Source organism: Sphingomonas sp. Leaf62, from assembly GCF_001421915.1.
Classification (GTDB): domain Bacteria; phylum Pseudomonadota; class Alphaproteobacteria; order Sphingomonadales; family Sphingomonadaceae; genus Sphingomonas.
Window position 1 is genome coordinate 86600 of record NZ_LMLN01000001.1, and the last position, 18040, is coordinate 104639.

An 18040-nucleotide genomic window follows, 5' to 3' on the forward strand; every position below is an offset into this window, starting at 1 on the left:
GGCTCACCGATTTTAGGAACTCGTTCTATAGTCTCGTGAAGGTTAATTACCCGCTAATGTACTTATGCCGCAGCGATATATTTGCGGCATGGACAGCAGCGGCCTTCTCGCAAACAGGACTGACGCAAGGTTGACGATGCCGATGCAGGAGGCAGCGGTCTTGTCGTAGCGGGTGCGACACGTCGATCGTTCATGAAGCTTTTCAACAGGCGCTCTATCGGCCTGCGCAACGGGCATGGAGTTTGGTAATGAAGCGGAAGCACGCTCACCCAAGCGTCTCGGCCGCGCCAGTCTTTTTGCCCATGGTTTAAGGATGTGGTTGCATAGCCATGCTGGCAATTACGCGCAGATAGCCTGGAAATAATCAAATTATTCCATCAATATTTAGCAATAATACCCGGTAACGGCAGTGAACAGCATGCATGTTTTCGAGTCGTGGATTGATACATCCCGATATCAGCCGAGATTGTGAAACAGATTTCTCATTTCGGCAAAAATGTAGGCAATGTTCGGCTTGACCTCATCTGCCGCTGCGTGACGCTGTATAACACGCGAGCGATGCTTGTGGGTATTCGGGATCGGGATGACGACTATCGTGGCAATGGTCGCGGCGCGGCGATGTCAGCACGCGACGCGGCGCGAAAATTCATCGGCGCTATTCTTCAGCAGGTGCAGACGCCCGTTGAGCCGGTCGAAGCCCTGCCCAACCTGGCCCATCTTCTCGGCGACCGCCTCGGTGTCGGTGTGGATCGCCGCGATCGTGTTCGACGTCATCCTGGCGGCCAGCGCGGTTTCATCGACGGCCGCCGTAATCATGGTCACGGTCTGCGCCTGCACCTCCATGGCACGACGAATCCGTCCGGCACTGCTCTCCACCGCGTTTACCGTCGCCTTGATCTCGGCATTCATATCGACCGCCGCTTGGGTCGACGACTGGATTGCACCGATCTTCGCTGCGATATCATCGGTCGCATGCGCCGTCTGCCGGGCCAGCGACTTCACTTCCTGTGCCACCACCGCAAATCCTCGCCCGGCATTGCCAGCGCGTGCCGCTTCTATGGTAGCGTTTAGCGCCAGCAGGTTTGTCCGGCCTGCGATTTCGCGGATCAAGCCGAGAATGGACTCGATCGCGCGCGCATGATCGCTCAGGGACACGGATACCCCGACCGCGTGCGTTGCCTGCGCCCGCGCAAGGCACGCTATTTCAGCCGCCTCCTTCACCTCCTGTTGCGCTGTCTGTATCGCCTGGATCAGTCCGGCGGCGGTTCCGGCGGCGTCGCGCATCGCAGTCGCGGATTGATCGGCGGCCAACGCCACGGCGCTTGTCATGTCCAGCATGCCCCGCGTTGCTACGGCGGTCCGTGCGGTCTGCTCGTGTAGCGCCCCCCCTTCGTCCAGGCTTTCGGCCACCAGCGCCGCGATCCCGTTGCGAAAGGCGTCGGCGGTCACTGCGCGCTGGTGTTGCAGCACCGTATCCCTGTGCGCATTGTAGAGCGTGGTCAGGACGTCGCCTTCCATCGCCTGCAACCTGAGAAACAAGCGATTGATGGCGGTCCGCTCCTCCTTGGAGCAGTTATACTCGTCAGCCATCGTCTCGACGCACCGTGCGATCGTCGCACTGCCGAGTGCGAGGATGGTACTGAGCGGGACGCCGGCGGCAAATGCCGCTGCAACCCACTGCTCGCTGTGTTGCAGCCATGCCCCGCCCGCAGGGTCGCATAGCTGCGCCTCGATCGCGGAGAATAGGTCCGCTTCATGGCTGCCGCGTTCTGCCGCGGCGTTGGCGGGAAGCAGGCGGTACCACTCCGCGATCTCCGCTGCGGCGATGTCTGCGGCATGAGGCTTCAGGATGGCCCAGACCGCGCGCCCAAGTCGGGAATCCGAATCCTGGAAGCCAAACAACCGGCATTTCTCGAAGAGACCACGCTCGTCCAAGCAAATACGGCCCGAAATTATAGCCCCGGTTTCCATCATTTGGATGGTAGTTCATGGGTGTTAAATCGACGTTAGCGCAGATTGGGCGGCGCGCTCGCTGTTATGTAGCAGTACGCTGCTGAGTTGGAGCGGCAGATTACGGCCTTCATCAGCCAGGTGCTGCACGTCGACCGGCGTAGGATGCGCGGGGAGCGTGGTGACGGAACGATCCGCAAACCGTCGAACCGGCGACCAAGCCGTTGTCATTCGATCGGTCACGATCCACTATCGCAATACCTCGCCGGCCTCGGCCAGTTCGACCTGATACATGATGTTCAGATGCAGACCGATGAGGTTTGCACACCGAACCGGCGATGGTCAGCACCTGTGTAGCGGGACACCGGGCGAAAGCCGCACGAACACCGGTTTGTGTTGGGGCGACGCCCTTTCGCTCTGCGAAACCAGGATGGTCGCAACGACGGCCCCTCAATGTCCAACTGCCATTAGTGCCGCGTCCATTCAGATGCCGTCTTCAGCCGGGCACGAGCCTTGGCGTCCGACAGGCTGTAGGCACGCGGAAAATCGGTACTGATTGTAGCTGCGCCCGCGAAAGTAGACAACGCCGTACTTGTCGCCGGCCGGGGCGGACTGCACCGGCAGCAGATGATCGTGCCAATCGGTGACGAGTCCGGGCGCGAGGTCGCGGTCGCGGTCGCCGGTGACGAGCAGGATCGGCACGCGATCACCGGCATAGGCGTCCGGTCCGATCAGACCGGGGATGCGCCCCGGCGATCAGAATCCCAGCACTGCTCTGACGCTGGGGTCGCGGAAGTTGCCGAGCGCTGCCAACCCACCGCCGAGGCGTAAGGCGGTCAGTGTACCGAAGCTATGTCCCGCCGCCACTACCGGCCGTCCGGGCCAGGTCTTCGCTGCATAGGCGCTCGCGGCGCGCCAATCGGCGATCCGTTCGCCGAAATTCGCTTCGCAGCTGAACTTCTCGCGATCGGAATAATGCATCGAGTCGACATGCACCGACGCAATCACCGCGAACCCTGCCTGTTGCCACGCCGACGCGATCGCATCGTAACGCTCGGGCCATGCGCCATGGCCGGTCAAAAACAGGACAACATCATCCACTTTCTTCGGCACCCAGGTGACGAGCGTAGTCGCGCGCGTGGCGGGTACCGTTAACGGCAGTTACGCTGTGGGCTGCGCCGCCGACGGCATGGGCGATATGGCGAGAAGCAGCCCTGCGACCGAAGCAAACTTCAATCGGCCCATCGGCTTTACCCCGTCCCTGCTGTGATGTTAGCTGCGACAATACAACCCTCGCATGTCTACCAGTTGGAAGGCGTTCGGAGCGGATTCTGCATGGCGCCGCCTGATCGCGATGCCGGGGCTGGCCGAGACGGTCACGGGCATCGATAATCGGATGCTACGCCCGATGCGCTACTCGCAGATCTGACCGGCCGGCACGTTCCGCCAGGGACGCGCCCTGCGCCTCAACCGTCCGACGCAAACATCCCATATTGATCGCGCCACGCCGCTACTTCGTCCCGTAACGGTCCCGGAGCCGGTGCCCCCGACAGGACGAGGCGAGCGATGTCGGGTTCGGGGTGCATCAGCATCTTCTTGTCGCCGTCACTGAACCAGACGGGGATCAGGCGGTCGCACAAAAAATCCAGAACCCGCGCGGCCGTGCCGTTTGCGATCGCGTCGCTGCCGGGCAGCAGGCGGACGTTGATCGCGACCCCTTCGAAACAATTTTGCGGTTTCGCGACGAAATTGACCGAAATCAGCAGCCCGGAGCGGTCGGGTCGTGCCGCGTCGGGCAGATCCTCGTCGCGCCGCCAGACGCAGAACCACGTCCGGCAGATATGCGGCCGCACCGCGTGAATGCCGCAGCCGTTCGCGGTCAGATGGGTACAGGGGATGCCCGCCGGCTTGGCGAAATCGGGCGAGTTGACCGGCAGCACCGTGCAGCAGGCGGTGCAATCGCCGCACGATCGATGCGACAGCACCGGGCCGAGCAGGTTCGTTTCCAGATCGGCGACATCGTCCATCCGCCCCGGTTGCCGAGGCGCGACCGAAAAGGCAACCGCCGCCCTGCACGAAATCTGCACCGTTTCCAGCCGATATCCGAACCATGGCGACCGCACGATGTGCAGCAGCACAGGCGCATCGGTGTCCCGGACCAATCGGAGACGCCCATGGATATCGCCACCGCCTGCAAACGCCGCCGCATCGTCTGGTGCGTCGCCGCCGCCTTGATGTTGGTAACGGCCGGCGATGGGCTGTTCTATCAGCGCGGTGCATATGGCGGGCAGATCGGGTTCGGACCGGCGGCGCTGTTGCTGCTGGTCATTGCCTCCCGTCCGGCGATCCAGCGCAGCGCGACCGCGTCCGCTTCGTCCGCAACACGGTGATGTTCACCATGGACCGGCGGATGGCAGCGGCCCGGGCGAGGCTGCCCGGACTTGCCCGGAAGCTGCCGATGCCCGGCGCGACCCGCCGGTGCGACGGACGCATCAAACCGCCACCTGCCGCGCCCGCCGCGGTCAGCTCCACGTTGACAGTCGAGGCGCGGCCATGATCCTGTGCCCCATGCCGCGTTCGATCCTGATCGTCGATGACGATCCGCACATCCGCCAGTTGCTGGTCTTCGCCTTTGGCAAGGCGGGCCTGAACACCCGCGAGGCCGGCGATGGCGAGGACGCATTGGCGAGTGCGACGCGCGACCCGCCGGACCTGATCGTCCTCGACATCAACATGCCGCGCATGGACGGGCTGGAGGTCTGTCGCCGGTTGCGGGCGGCAGGCGATATCCCGATCCTGTTCCTGTCGTCACGCGACGACGAGATCGACCGGGTGCTCGGCATCGAGCTGGGCGGTGACGATTATGTCGTGAAACCCTTTTCCCCGCGTGAGGTGGTCGCCCGGTCGATGGCGATCCTGCGCCGGACCGCCGCGCATCCGCCGCGTGCCGAGACGGTGGCGAGCTTTCGCTATGGCGGGCTGAGCATCGATGGCGAGGGATGGGCCGCGCACTGGATGGGGCGGGAGGTCGCGCTGACGGTGACCGAGTTCACGATCCTGCGGACGCTGGCATCGATGCCGTCGCGCATCTTTTCGCGCGACCAGATCATCGACCGGCTGCACGGACCGGGCTTTGCGATCACCGACCGGACGATCGACAGCCATGTCCGCAACCTGCGCCGGAAATTCACCGATGCGGGCTGTGCCGACCTGATCGAGACGCGGGCCGGGGTCGGCTATCGGCTGGGCAACTGCAAGGAGCCGGTCGCGACGCCATGATCGCGCGGGCAAAGGCGGCCATTGCGCGGCATTGGCCGGTGCTGCGGCTGCGCACGATCCTGTTCAGTACGCTGGTGCTGGTCGCGGCGCTGCCCGGCTTCGGCGCGCTGTTCCTGCGGGTATATGAGAACGCACTGGTTCGCCGGACCGAGGGCGAACTGATCGCGCAAAGTGCGGCGCTGGCCGCCAGCGCCGCGATCCTGTGGCAGGGACCACGGCCGACGGTGGCGCGGCCCCGCCCGGCATCCGCCAACCCCTATGACCCGCAGAGCGAAGTCGATCTGCGTGCCTCGCCGATCCTGCCGCCCCGCCCCGCTGCGCTGGTCGTAGCGGATGCGCCGCAACCCGATGCACTGGCGACCGCGCGGCGGCTGCTCCCGGCGATCGACGAGACCAGCCGCACCACGCTGTCGTCGATCCGTCTGCTCGACGGCAGGGGTATCCTGCTGAACGGGGGCGAGGCGGGACGTTCGCTGCGGCAACTGCCGGAAATCCGGTCGGCGCTGGCCGGACGACCGGCGACGGTGTTGCGCGAAAATGGCGGCTACGTTTCCCGCTATCCGTTCGAATGGCTCAGTCGCGCGTCGAACCTGCGGTTGCATCATACGCGGCCGATCATGGTCGATGGCCGGGTTCGCGGCGTGCTGCTGGTATCGCGGTCGCCGCGCCCGCTGTTCAAGGGAATGTACGAGGATCGCGGCAAGATCATGCTCGGCATCGTGCTGATCTTCGGTGCGCTGATCGTGCTGACCGCGATCCTGTCGCGGGCGATCGTGCGGCCGATCGAGCGGCTCAGCCGGTCGACGCGGACGTTGGCATCGGGCCAGCCGGCGGCGACCGACCTGCCCTCGCTACAGGTCGTCGAGATCCGCGACCTGTTCCGCGACTTCGCGGTGATGGCCGACAGCATCGACAAACGGTCGCGCTATCTGCGCGACTTCGCCTCCTCGGTCAGCCACGAATTCAAGACGCCGCTGGCGGGCATCAGCGGCGCGATCGAGCTGTTGCAGGATCATGAGGCGGACATGACGCCGGCCGATCGGCGGCAGTTCCTGCACAACATGGCGATCGATGCCGAACGCCTGTCGCGGCTGGTGCGGCGATTGATGGAACTGGCCAAGGCCGATCTGCACCGGCCGGGCGGGAAAGCCGGTGCGGCGTTGCCGCCGGTACTGGCGATCGTCGCCGACGGACTGGCGACCGCCGGGTTCACCGTGTCGATCATGCTGCCCCGGCAACTGCCCAAGCTGGCGATCGATGCGCGGACGCTGGAGGCGGTGTTGACCACGCTTATCGACAATGCGCGACAGGCCGGGGCATCGGCCGTGGTGGTTACCGCTTCGGTCGGGGACGGCATCGTCATGATCGACGTCGCCGACGATGGTTGGGGGATCGCGCCTGCCGATCGCGACCGCATCTTCGAGGCGTTCTTCACGACAAAGCGGGAGACGGGCGGCACCGGCCTCGGCCTGCCGATCGCGCGGTCGCTGGCCGAAGCTTATGGCGGGACGCTGACGTTGGGGACGGCGATCGCCGGTGCCCGGTTCGTCATTGGCCTGCCGATCGACCCCGGAGAACGGGCCGAGGTGTAGAGCGATACCGACGGCGCTGGATAAGGACCGGCGTGGCGAACGATCTGCCACGCCGGTCGTCGATTACCTCGGGAAAGGTGCCGGCTGGCGCGAACGCCGCCGGCCCCCTTCGATCAGCCGTCGATGCCGTAATGGAAATAGGTCACGCCGTTGATCGTCTCCTGATACAGGAAATCGATCGAGACCATGTTGTGGCCGACGCCGTTCAGGTCGATCTGCCCGCCCGGATGCTTGAAGCCATCACTGGACTTGGGACCGCCTTCGCCCGACAGGTCGAGGACGTCGTTGCTGCCGAAGCCGATCGTGGCGTTGTCGTCATTGTCGAAAATCTGCCGGGTGGTGACGATCTGATCGTCGGCACCGAAGCCGTTGATCGTGTCGAAACCGAGGTTCAGGCCCAGCGCGTTGTCGTAGAAGAATTTGTAGCTGCCCGACGACGCGTCGAAACTGTCGTTGGTGACCTTTCCTTCGGTGAACCCCGCCAGCCGGACCGAGGCGTCGGCATAGGCATGGCCGCCGTCCTTCGATCCCAGATAGCGCAGGTTCACCGCGCCGCCATCGGCGGCGACGAGCGTCAACTGGTCGGCACCACCGGCGCCATCGACCGCGATCACGCCGTTCTCGCCAGCGTCGACCGTATCGCCGATCGACCGGTAATTGATCAGCGAATCGTTCTTGCGGAAGGTCAGGATCGTATCGTCACCGACATCGCCGTTGCTGACGATATAGGCAGTGGCGATATCCTGGCCGAAGATGACGTCGTTGGTGCCGTTCGCGACGAGGATCGTCGACGCAGCGGTGGTGATCAGCGAATTGTTGCTTGGCATGATGCCCCCTCTTTTAAAATCCCCCCAGCCATGCCCCGGCGGTTCCCGAACGGCTGGCCGAAGACCGGGTCCGTCAACGCGACGATCCGGTTGCGACGATGCGCGAAATCGACAACCCCGATCCTGCCAAGCGGTTCCAGAGGAACAATAATTTTACAATATGGCGATGCGTTAGCGAAATATTAATTGTTGCCGCTAACCGGTTGTAAACTTCGCGAGGCGGGACATTCCGACATATTCCGCTGATGTGCAACGTCCTTGCCGAGGAGTTTCAGTTCATCCTGTGCGTTCAGTGCGGTCCAGTCTGGAAGAATAGTGCCAGCAATAGTATCGCCGGTGCGACGACGACGATGAAATAGGTAAGCAACAGCTCCGGCTGTCTGGCCATCACCAACACCGGCGTCCAACGAGCGTGGTGGATCGCGGGCAGGTCCCCCTCAAGCGGATCGACGGAGACGTAGCCGCCCGAACAGCGTCGGTGGGGATCGGCCGGAACCTACATTCCGGCCAACAGCTTGTCGACGGTGATCGGATAGTCGCGCACCCGGACGCCGCACGCATTGTAGACGGCGTTGGCCACCGCCGCGCCGACGCCGCAGATGCCGAGTTCGCCAACCCCCTTCGCCTTCATCGGCGACGACAGCGGGTCCTCTTCGTCGAGGAAGACGATGTCCTGATGCGGAATATCGGCATGGGTCGGCACATGATATTCGGCCATGTCGTGATTGATGAACCCGCCGAGCCGGGCGTCGATCACCAGTTCCTCGGTCAGGGCCGCGCCGACGCCCATCGTCATCGCGCCCAGTATCTGGCTGCGCGCCGATTTGGGGTTGAGGATGCGTCCGGCACCGAACACGCCCAGCATTCGCCGCACCCGGATTTCGGCGGTATCGACGTCGACCGCGACTTCGACGAAATGCGCGCCGAAGGTTCCCTGCACGTATTTTTTGGTCAGGTTGCCGAACTCGATCCGGTCCTCGACCTCGATCCCCTGCCCGCCCGCGGCCTCGCCCAGCGTCACCGACTTGTTGCCTGACCACACCCGGCCATCGGCAAAGCGGGCGGTGACGGCTTCGAAACCGGCCGCTTCGGCGATCCGGTCGCGCAGGCCCATACATGCGGCATAGACGCCGGCGGTCGAGCTGTTCGCGCCGAATTGTCCGCCCGATCCGGCGGAGATCGGAAAGCTGGATTCACCCAGCCGGACGGTCACCTGATCGAGGTCGACGCCCAGCATTTCGGCAGCGGTCTGGGCAAGGATCGTGTAGCTGCCGGTGCCGATGTCAGTCATGTCGGTGGTCACGGTCACGTGTCCGGCACCATCTACACCGACGCGCGCCGCCGATTTCAGCACGATATTGCCGCGATAGGCCGCCGCCATGCCCATGCCGATCCGCCAGCGACCATCGCGCCGCGCGCCCGGCGTCGGAACCCTCGCGCTCCAGCCGAAACGCTCGGCCCCTTCGCGCAGGCATCCGACCAGATCGCGGTGCGAGAAGCGGCGTTCGGGATTTTCGGGATCGACCTGCGTATCGTTCAGGATGCGCAACTCGACGGGATCGATGCCCAGCTTTTCGGCCAGTTCGTCCATCGCCGCTTCGATCGCCATCATGCCGACCGCTTCGCCGGGCGCGCGCATCGCGTTGGATTCGGGCAGGTTCAGCGTCGCCAGCCACTCGTCGACCCGGCGGTTCGGCGCGGCATAGAGCTGCCGGGTCTGCGCCCCCGCCCCTTCGGGACTGCCGCCCGCGACGTCGCCCGACCAGCTTTCGTGCCCGATCGCGGTCAGCCGCCCCTCACGCGTCGCGCCCAGCCGCACACGCTGGATCGTCGCCGACCGGTGCGGAGTATTGTTGAACATCTGCGGCCGGGTCAGCACCACCTTCACCGGCCGCCCGACCCGCCGCGCCGCGACCGCCGCCAGCACCGCATCGGCGCGGACCCACAGCTTGCCGCCGAACCCGCCGCCGATATGGTGCGCGACGATCCGCACCTTCTCCTTCGGCATGGCAAGCACTTTGGCCATGTCGCGCGCCGCCCAGTCGACCATCTGGTTCGCGGTCCATAGCGTCAGTTCGTCGCCGTCCCACGCCGCGATCGTCGCGTGCGGCTCCATCATCGCATGGGCATGATCCGGGGTGGAGTAGGTCGCATCGACCTGTACCGGCGCATCGGCAAAGGCCCGATCGAAGTCGCCATGGACGTGCGAGGAATTGCGCTCGGCAGTATCCTTCGCATCCGCGAGATCGAAGACGCCGTTTTCGGCGGCATAGTCGATCCGGATCAGCCGGGCGGCGGCGCGCGCCGCTTCGAAGCTGTCCGCCACGACCAGCGCCGCCGCCTGCCCGAACTGATCGACCTGCGGGCCGGCGAGCATCGGCACCTTGTGATCGTCGCCACGCGCCAGCGGCCCGGCATTCTCGTGCGTCACCACCGCCACCACGCCGGGCGCGGACAGCGCATCGGCGGCGTCGATCGCCACGATCCGGCCACTGGCGATCGTCGTCGTGACGATCATCCCATAGGCCATGTCGGTCGCCGCGAATTCGGCGGCATAGGTCGCGCGGCCGGTGACCTTCAGCGGCCCTTCGATCCGATCGGTCGGACGGCCCAGAACCCGCATGGTATCGGTCGGGTTCGGTCCGGCGGCTTGGGTGAACTTCATGACTTGCTTCCTATTTCCGGCCGAACAGCTTTTCGATATCGCCATGCGCCAGCTTGATCCAGGTCGGGCGACCATGGTTGCACTGGCCCGAATGTGGCGTGACTTCCATTTCGCGCAACAGCGCGTTCATCTCGACCACCGACAACACCCGCCCGGCGCGGACCGATCCATGGCAGGCCATCGTCGCCGCGACATGGTCGATGCGTTCCTTCAGCGACAGCGCCGCGTCGTGCGCACGGATTTCGTCGGCCAGATCGGTGACGAGGCCGAGGACATCGCCCTGCCCCAGCACCGCCGGGACGGCACGCACCAGCATCGCGCGCGGCCCGAACCGTTCGAGTTCAAGGCCGAATTCCGTCAGTTCGTCCGCCTTGTCCTCCAGCGCGTCGCAGGCGAACTCGTCCAGTTCGACCACTTCGGGGATCAGCAGCGCCTGTCGCGCGACCCCGCCCGTGGCCAGCGCGGCGCGCATCCGTTCCAGCACCAGCCGTTCATGCGCGGCATGCTGATCGACAAGCACGAGCCCGTCCTCGGCCTCGGCAACGATATAGGTCCGCGCAACCTGTCCGCGGGCAGCGCCCAGCGGGAATTGCGTCGCGGCGGGCGGTGGTTCGGTGGCGACCTCCGCGCGGGCCTGCGGCGGCGGTGCGAAGAAGGTCGGGCGACGTTCGTTGAACGCGAACCCCGACTTTATGGTCGCCTCGGCCAACGGAGGCAGCGGCAATACGGACGGGACGGCAGGTGCGATCGGTTCCGACGTCCATGCCGCCATCGCTTCCTCGGCGGGGCGCTGCGCCGCACGAAAGCCGGCCTCGTCGAGCGCCCGGCGCAGGCCACCGACGATCAGGCCGCGCGCGGCCGCCGGGTCGCGGAAGCGCACCTCGGTCTTGGCGGGATGGACGTTCACGTCGATCAGGTCGGGATCGACGTCGAGGAACAACGCGACCACCGCGTGCCGATCGCGCGCCAGCATTTCGGCATAGGCACCGCGCACCGCCCCCGACAGCAGCCGATCCTTTACCGGGCGGCCGTTGACGAACAGATATTGATGATCGGCCACGCCGCGGTGAAAGGTCGGCAGCCCGGCGACGCCGCCCAGACGCATCCCCTCACGCGCCCAGTCCAGTCCGACCGAATTGGCGGCGAGCGCCCGGTCGGTCAGCGCCGCAACGCGTTCGGGCCGCGACTCGCCGGCCTGCACGCCCAGCACCCGCCGGCCATCATGTTCGAGGGTGAAGGCGATGTCGGGGCGCGCCATCGCCAGTCGCCGGACCTGATCGACGCATGCGGCGAATTCCGACCGGGCGGAGCGCAGAAACTTGCGCCGCGCCGGCACGCGGGCGAACAGCCCTTCCACCCGGATGCGGGTGCCCGGCGGCACGGCGGCGGGGCGATCGTCGACCACCTCGCCATTGTCGACGGTGCGCAGCCAGCCCTCCGCCCCCGCCGGTCTGCTCTCGATCGACAGCCGGGCGACGCTGGCGATCGACGGCAGCGCCTCGCCCCTAAACCCCAGGGTCGTGACCGCTTCGATCCGGTCGTCGGGCAGTTTCGAGGTGGCATGGCGTTCGAGCGCCAGCGCCATATCGGCCGGTCCCATGCCACAGCCGTCGTCGGCAACCTCGATCAGGTCGATGCCGCCACCAGCCAGGCGAACCGATATCCGGGTCGCCCCGGCATCGATCGCGTTCTCGACCAGTTCTTTCAGCGCGGAAGCAGGGCGTTCCACCACTTCCCCGGCGGCGATGCGGTTGACGAGATGCTCGGGGAGACGGCGTATTGACATGGAGATCGCTCTAGCCCAAGCGGCCTCATCCCGCGACCTGGAACTGCCATCGTGCAACCGATCGGATAGCCGATCGGACGGGTCGAGGTACAAGCTGCGAACCGCCGCGTCGGGACACGCGGGCAACGACGGAAGTATCGATGGCCTTCTTCTCGCGTTTCTTCAAGTTCATGTCGCACGACATGGCGATCGACCTGGGTACCGCCAATACGGTGGTATATCTGCGCGGTCGCGGGGTCGTGCTGAACGAACCGTCGGTGGTGGCGGTCGAAACGCTCAACGGCGTCAAGCGGGTGAAGGCGGTCGGCGACGACGCCAAGCTGATGATGGGCAAGACCCCCGGTTCGATCGAGGCGATTCGCCCGCTTCGCGACGGCGTGATCGCCGACATCGATGTCGCCGAACAGATGATCAAGCATTTCATCCAGAAGGTGCACGGTCAGCGCCGCTTCATCCGCTGGCCGCAGATCGTGATCTGCGTGCCGTCGGGTTCGACCAGCGTCGAACGCCGCGCGATCCGAGACGCCGCGTCGAATGCGGGCGCGTCGCAGGTGTGGCTGATCGAGGAGCCGATGGCGGCCGCGATCGGTGCCGACATGCCGGTGACCGAGCCGATCGGGTCGATGGTCGTCGACATCGGCGGCGGCACGACCGAAGTCGCCGTTCTCTCGCTGCGCGGCCTCGCCTATTCCACGTCGGTTCGCGTCGGCGGCGACAAGATGGACGAAGCGATCGTCAGCTATGTCCGCCGCAACCATAATCTGCTGATCGGTGAAGCCACGGCCGAGCGGATCAAGCAAGAAGTCGGCACGGCCAAGCCGCCGGCGGACGGGATCGGCACGCTCATCTACATCAAGGGCCGCGACCTGGTGAACGGTGTGCCCAAGGAAATCCAGATCAACCAGGGTCAGATCGCCGAGGCGCTGTCCGAACCGGTCGCCGCGATCGTCGAAGGCGTGCGGATCGCGCTGGAAAACACCGCACCCGAACTGGCCGCCGATATCGTCGATCAGGGCATCGTGCTGACCGGTGGTGGCGCGCTGTTGCAGGGGATCGACGAGGTGTTGCGCGACGAGACCGGCCTGCCGGTGACGGTCGCCGAAGACCCGCTGACCTGCGTCGCGCTCGGCACCGGGCGTGCGCTCGAGGATCCGATCTACAAGGGCGTCCTGCTCGCCGTTTGATATAGGGGTCGGGGAGCATGGCGCCGCCACGCAACCACCGCCCGGGTTTCTCGCGGCGGGCGCAGTATACCGTGTTCGCGGGCTATGTGCTGGCGGCGAGCGGGGCATTAGTCGGTGCCATCCTGCTCCTGATTTCGATCATCGATCCGCGCGCCTTTGCCGTGCTGCGCGGGGCGGTGCGCGAAGCGACGACGCCGGTCTCGGCCGGGCTCGACTGGGTCTGGGACGGGGTGTCGTCGGTACCGCGCGGGATCGGCGATTATTTCGGTGCGGTCGATGAAAACCGGCAGTTGCGCGCGCGCGAGGCGGCGACCCAACGCTATCTGATGCAGGCGCGGTCGCTGAACCGCGAAAATGCACGGTTGCGGACGTTGCTGGCGCTGCGCGACCGGTCGGCATCGCCGGTAATCGCGGCCCGGCTGGTCAACAGTTCGGCCGGCAGCACCCGGCGATATGCGACGCTGAACGCCGGATCGTCGCAGGGCGTGCTGCGTGGACAGCCGGTGCGCGGGCCCGACGGGTTGATCGGCCGGATCGTCGAAACCAGCCCGAACACGGCCAGCGTCCTGTTGATCCTCGATCCGGAAAGCATCGTGCCGGTCCGCCGGACCCGCGACGGGCTGTCAGCGATCGTCGCCGGTCTGGGCAACGGACAGGTCGAGGTTCGCACCGCCGGCGTGGTCAACGCGCCGTTGCTGGCGGGCGATGTCTTCGTCACCTCGGGTACCGGCGGCCTCTATCCGCCCGGCATTCCCGTCGCCCGGATTTCGCGCAGCCAGCGCGACGTTGCCCCGGCGCGAGTTTTTGCCGAACCGGACGCGCTCGACTTCGCGCTGGTCGAGCGGGCGTTCCTGCAACCGCCGGTGCCGCGCCCGACCCCGACTCCCACGCCCAGTCCCGAGCCCGCCGCCGAATGAAGCTGCTGGGGCCTGACGACGATCGCAACGATCGCGTCCTGACACGCAAGGCGGTCATCAGCATTCTCGCCGGATCGTTGATGACGCTGATCCCCGTGGTTGCATCGGTGCCGTTCCTGCCGCCGTTCGGGCTGTTGATGTTCCTTGGCTGGCGGCTGTTCCGGCCGGGCGCTCTGCCGGTCTGGGCAGCGGCACCGCTTGGCCTGTTCGACGATCTGGTCAGCGGACAGCCGCTGGGCAGCGCGGCGCTGATGTGGCAGATATGTTCGCTGATGCTCGATCTGGTCGATACACGGCTGGTGACGCGGGATTTCTGGCAGGACTGGCTGCTGGCGGGCGGATCGATCGCGCTGTGCCTGATGGCGGGGCGGATCTTCGCCAGCCGGCTTTCGGCGCAGGTCGATACGGCGTTGGTGTTTCAGATCGTGGTGTCTGTGGCGTTGTTTCCGCTGGCCACGCGGCTATGTACGGCACTTGCGGGCCGTGAGGATGAATGAGCAGGATCGTCACCGAAGCCGCACAGGCGTTCAGCTTCTCCCGGCGGGCGATGGTGCTGGGCGGCGCGCAGGCGGCGGTCGGCGTCGTGCTGGCCGGGCGGATGGCGTGGCTGTCGGTCGCTGAGAACGAGCGCTATAACCTCCTCGCCGAAAGCAACCGCGTCAACCTGACCATGATCCCGCCGCGCCGCGGGTGGATCATCGACCGGCACGGTGCGCCGATCGCCAACAACCGCACCGATTTCCGCGTCGACCTGATCCCCGACCGGATGGAGGATGGCGACCGCGTGCTCGGCGAGTTGCAGCAATTGCTGGCACTGACCGCCGAAGACATGGCGCGCATCCAGACCGACCTGAAGCGCGCCGGCAATTTCACGCCCGTGCAGGTCGCCGAGAATCTCGACTGGGAACGGTTCGCGGCAGTCAGCGTCCGCCTGCCCGAGCTGCCAGGCGTGCAGCCGACGCGGGGGTTTTCGCGCAGCTATCCGCCGGGGGCCGCCGTGGCGCATCTGACCGGCTATGTCGGTGCCGCGACCGCCGAACAGTTCAAGCAGACGCGCGATCCGCTGATGGTGACTCCGGGGTTCAAGCTCGGCAAGGATGGCCTTGAAAAGACGCTCGAATCCGACCTGCGCGGTGCCGCCGGTGCCAAGCGGGTCGAGGTTACGGCGCGCGGCCAGATCGTCCGCGAACTCGAAACCCGTCCCGACAAGCAGGGCAAGAACGTCCGGCTGACCATCGATCTGGGGCTCCAGGAATATGCGGCGCGGCGGCTGGGTCCCAACTCCGGATCGGCGGTGGTGATGGACGCGGTGACCGGCGACGTGCTGGCGATGGTGTCGATGCCGGCCTATGATCCCAACAGCTTTTCCGACGGCATCGGGCGGCTCGAATGGAAGATGCTGTCGAGCGACGACCATATTCCGTTGATGAACAAGACGTTGCAGGGCCTGTATCCGCCGGGGTCGACGGTCAAGCCGATGCACGCGCTGGCGATCCTGCGCGCGGGGATCGACCCGCATCGCCGAGTGAACTGTTCGGGCGTGTTGCAGGTCGGCACCGGTCGATTCCACTGCCACAAGCGCGGCGGCCATGGCCCGCTCGACATGGTCGGGGCAGTCGCGCAGAGCTGCGACATCTATTTTTACACCATGGCGCGCGAGCTGGGATACGACAATTTCGCACCGACCGTCCGCGCGATGGGGTTGGGGCAGGAATATGAACTGCCCTTTCAGTCGCAACGCTATGGCACCGTACCAGATAGCGCTTGGAAGTACCGAAAATACAAGCAGAAGTGGACTGTTGCGGACTCGGTCAACGCGTCGATCGGACAGGGCTATGTGCTGACCAACCCGCTGCAACTGGCAGTGATGGCCGCCCGCATCGCCCAGGGGCGACGGGTCGTGCCCCGTTTGCTGCTCGACACGCCGCACCGGCCAGCGCCATCGATGAACATTGATCCGGCCATGCTGGAGACCGTGCACAAGGCGACATGGGCCGTCATCAACGGCGGTGGCACCGGCGGTCGTTCGCGATTTCAGGGACTGCCCGGCATCGAGCTCGCAGGAAAGACCGGGACGGCGCAGGTCCGCCGCATCACCATGGCCGAGCGGCGCACCGGTGTGCTGGGGGATGGTGCCCTGCCGTTCAAGATGCGCGATCACTCGCTATTCATCGGCTACGCCCCCGCCAACGCACCACGCTATGCGGTGTCGGTCGTGCTCGAACACTCCGGCCATATCTATACCGCCGCGCCGATCGCCAGCGACATCCTGTCGTGGCTGTTCGACCGGGACAAGGCGATGGCCCGTCTCGAACCGCTCGAACGCGAATGGGGTGGTGACATCAACGCCCGCATGGCGACCCAATGGCGGAGTTTCGAGGCCGCACAACGCGTGCCGGTGCTGAGCGTCCCTGCGACGCCGGCGGATGTCGAGGGAGCGACGACCAACGTCGTCGATTCCGCGGTCGCCAACCAGATCGAACCCGACCCTGCCGTCGCCCAGTCGAACGAAACCCGACGCACAGAATGAAACGCCTCAACCAAACGACCTCGCACGGGCTGGGCTTCGTCCCCGCCCCGCTAGCGCAATTGCCGTGGCGGGTGCTGTTCCTGCTGCTGGCGATCGGTGGCTTCGGACTGGTCGTGCTGTTCTCGGCGGCCGGCGGCAGCGTCCAGCCATGGGCGTCGCGACAGGGGATCGCCTTCGCCATCTTCCTGCTGCTCGCGATCGGTATCTCGCGCATCCGCCTGACCTTCTGGCGCGACCTCGCGCTGCCGGCCTATGCCGTCATTACGGTCCTGTTGATCCTGGTGGAATTGGCCGGGGCGGTGCGTGGCGGATCGCAGCGCTGGCTCGATCTCGGCTTCATCCGGGTTCAGCCATCCGAATTCATGAAGCCGGCGATCGTGCTGGCGTTGGCGCGCTTCTACGAATTGCTGCCGGCAGGCGAGATACGGCGGTTCAGCGCGGTGTGGCCGGCGGCGGCGATGCTGGGCATCCCGGTGGTGCTGGTGATGCTGCAACCCGATCTCGGCACCGCGCTGATGATCACCGCGGGCGGCCTGACCGTCATGTTCCTTGCCGGGCTGCCGATCCGGTTGTTCGTCGGCGGTGCGCTGGGGCTGGCGATCGCGGCGCCGCTCGCCTTCCATTTCCTGTTGCACGAATATCAGCGCAACCGCGTCCTGATCTTCCTCGACCCCGAAAGCGACCCGCTCGGCACCGGCTATCATATCAGCCAGTCGAAGATCGCGATCGGATCGGGCGGGATCTTCGGCAAGGGCTTTCTGAACGGCACGCAAAGCCATCTCGACTATCTGCCCGAGGGCCATACCGATTTCGTGTTCGCGACGATGGCGGAGGAATGGGGGCTGATCGGCGGCGTATTCTTGATCACGGCGTTCATCCTGCTGGTCCGGTGGGGAGTCGGCGTGGGCGTACGGGCGGAGGGGCGGTTTTCGAAACTGGTCGCGGGTGGGCTAGCGACGACGATCTTCTTCTATGTCGCCATCAACCTGATGATGGTGATGGGGCTCGCCCCCGTGGTCGGCATCCCCTTGCCGCTGGTCAGCTATGGTGGATCGGCGCAGATGACGGTGCTCGGCTGTATCGGCATCCTGATGGCGATCGACCGCGAGAACCGCGAACGCGTCCGCTTCTGACGCTAATTTTCAGGCTGGCGAGAAATAGGGTTTGCATCGCCGGCAAGGTTCGCTAAAGGCCCCGCTCCAACGGCGGAACGGCCCTAAACCGATCCGCCCCATCGCGCAGGCGACGGACGCATAGCTCAGTTGGTAGAGCAGCTGACTCTTAATCAGCGGGTCCTTGGTTCGAGCCCA

Annotated in this window: 15 protein-coding genes; 8 read left to right on the plus strand and 7 right to left on the minus strand. The window is 65.6% G+C overall.

The annotated features are described in order from the left end of the window. Positions 1 to 621: 621 nt before the first annotated feature. From ASE91_RS00390 to ASE91_RS00405, 4 genes are all read right to left on the minus strand, one after another. A complete protein-coding gene (locus ASE91_RS00390) occupies positions 622 to 1974 on the minus strand; it encodes a methyl-accepting chemotaxis protein (protein WP_156357588.1) in 1353 nt (450 codons plus the stop codon). 459 nt (positions 1975 to 2433) lie between these two features. Then, positions 2434 to 2652, minus strand: a complete 219-nt coding sequence (locus ASE91_RS00395; RefSeq protein ID WP_056621718.1) for a hypothetical protein — start codon at positions 2650 to 2652, stop codon at positions 2434 to 2436. Between the two features lie 54 nt (positions 2653 to 2706). Further along, entirely contained in the window at positions 2707 to 3051 is a 345-nt protein-coding gene (locus tag ASE91_RS00400) for a serine aminopeptidase domain-containing protein (RefSeq protein WP_162233604.1), read from the minus strand. A gap of 365 nt (positions 3052 to 3416) precedes the next feature. After that, positions 3417 to 3977, minus strand: coding sequence for a YkgJ family cysteine cluster protein (locus tag ASE91_RS00405; protein WP_056621833.1), 561 nt, complete (start codon positions 3975 to 3977; stop codon positions 3417 to 3419). Between the two features lie 147 nt (positions 3978 to 4124). Between ASE91_RS00405 and ASE91_RS00410 the strand changes: the two genes are divergently transcribed. The 3 genes from ASE91_RS00410 (at position 4125) to ASE91_RS00420 (ending at position 6821) form a co-directional block, all read left to right on the plus strand. Beyond that, positions 4125 to 4340, plus strand: a complete 216-nt coding sequence (locus tag ASE91_RS00410; RefSeq protein ID WP_056621722.1) for a hypothetical protein — start codon at positions 4125 to 4127, stop codon at positions 4338 to 4340. A 178-nt stretch (positions 4341 to 4518) separates the two neighbouring features. After that, a complete protein-coding gene (locus ASE91_RS00415; protein ID WP_056621725.1) occupies positions 4519 to 5229 on the plus strand; it encodes a response regulator transcription factor in 711 nt (236 codons plus the stop codon). Further along, complete coding sequence (locus ASE91_RS00420) at positions 5226 to 6821, plus strand: sensor histidine kinase (protein WP_056621726.1); 1596 nt, start codon at positions 5226 to 5228, stop codon at positions 6819 to 6821. The genes ASE91_RS00415 and ASE91_RS00420 overlap by 4 nt, the downstream gene beginning before the upstream one ends. 113 nt (positions 6822 to 6934) lie before the next feature. On the opposite strand, the gene ASE91_RS00425 is transcribed toward ASE91_RS00420, so the two are convergent. From ASE91_RS00425 to mutL, 3 genes are all read right to left on the minus strand, one after another. Beyond that, positions 6935 to 7648 carry a hypothetical protein gene (locus ASE91_RS00425; protein ID WP_056621728.1) on the minus strand — a complete coding sequence of 238 codons (714 nt, stop codon included), beginning with the start codon at positions 7646 to 7648 and terminating at the stop codon, positions 6935 to 6937. Between the two features lie 496 nt (positions 7649 to 8144). Further along, complete coding sequence (gene paoC, locus ASE91_RS00430) at positions 8145 to 10313, minus strand: aldehyde oxidoreductase molybdenum-binding subunit PaoC (protein ID WP_056621730.1); 2169 nt, start codon at positions 10311 to 10313, stop codon at positions 8145 to 8147. A gap of 10 nt (positions 10314 to 10323) precedes the next feature. After that, positions 10324 to 12099 carry a DNA mismatch repair endonuclease MutL gene (gene mutL, locus ASE91_RS00435; RefSeq protein WP_056621732.1) on the minus strand — a complete coding sequence of 592 codons (1776 nt, stop codon included), beginning with the start codon at positions 12097 to 12099 and terminating at the stop codon, positions 10324 to 10326. Positions 12100 to 12239: 140 nt separating this feature from the next. On the opposite strand from mutL, the gene ASE91_RS00440 reads away from it, so the two are divergent. The 5 genes from ASE91_RS00440 to rodA are packed head-to-tail and all read left to right on the plus strand — an operon-like array spanning position 12240 to position 17863. Next, entirely contained in the window at positions 12240 to 13283 is a 1044-nt protein-coding gene (locus ASE91_RS00440; RefSeq protein ID WP_055756311.1) for a rod shape-determining protein, read from the plus strand. Positions 13284 to 13300: 17 nt separating this feature from the next. After that, on the plus strand, positions 13301 to 14200 hold the full coding sequence (gene mreC / locus ASE91_RS00445) for a rod shape-determining protein MreC (protein WP_056621734.1): 900 nt from the start codon (positions 13301 to 13303) through the stop codon (positions 14198 to 14200). Beyond that, complete coding sequence (gene mreD / locus ASE91_RS00450; RefSeq protein ID WP_056003883.1) at positions 14197 to 14697, plus strand: rod shape-determining protein MreD; 501 nt, start codon at positions 14197 to 14199, stop codon at positions 14695 to 14697. Before mreC ends, mreD begins: the two co-directional genes overlap by 4 nt. Next, positions 14694 to 16730 (plus strand): penicillin-binding protein 2, encoded by a 2037-nt coding sequence (gene mrdA / locus ASE91_RS00455; protein ID WP_056621736.1) that lies wholly within the window; start codon positions 14694 to 14696, stop codon positions 16728 to 16730. The genes mreD and mrdA overlap by 4 nt, the downstream gene beginning before the upstream one ends. Continuing rightward, a complete protein-coding gene (rodA, locus tag ASE91_RS00460; protein WP_056621738.1) occupies positions 16727 to 17863 on the plus strand; it encodes a rod shape-determining protein RodA in 1137 nt (378 codons plus the stop codon). The genes mrdA and rodA overlap by 4 nt, the downstream gene beginning before the upstream one ends. Positions 17864 to 18040 lie beyond the last annotated feature (177 nt).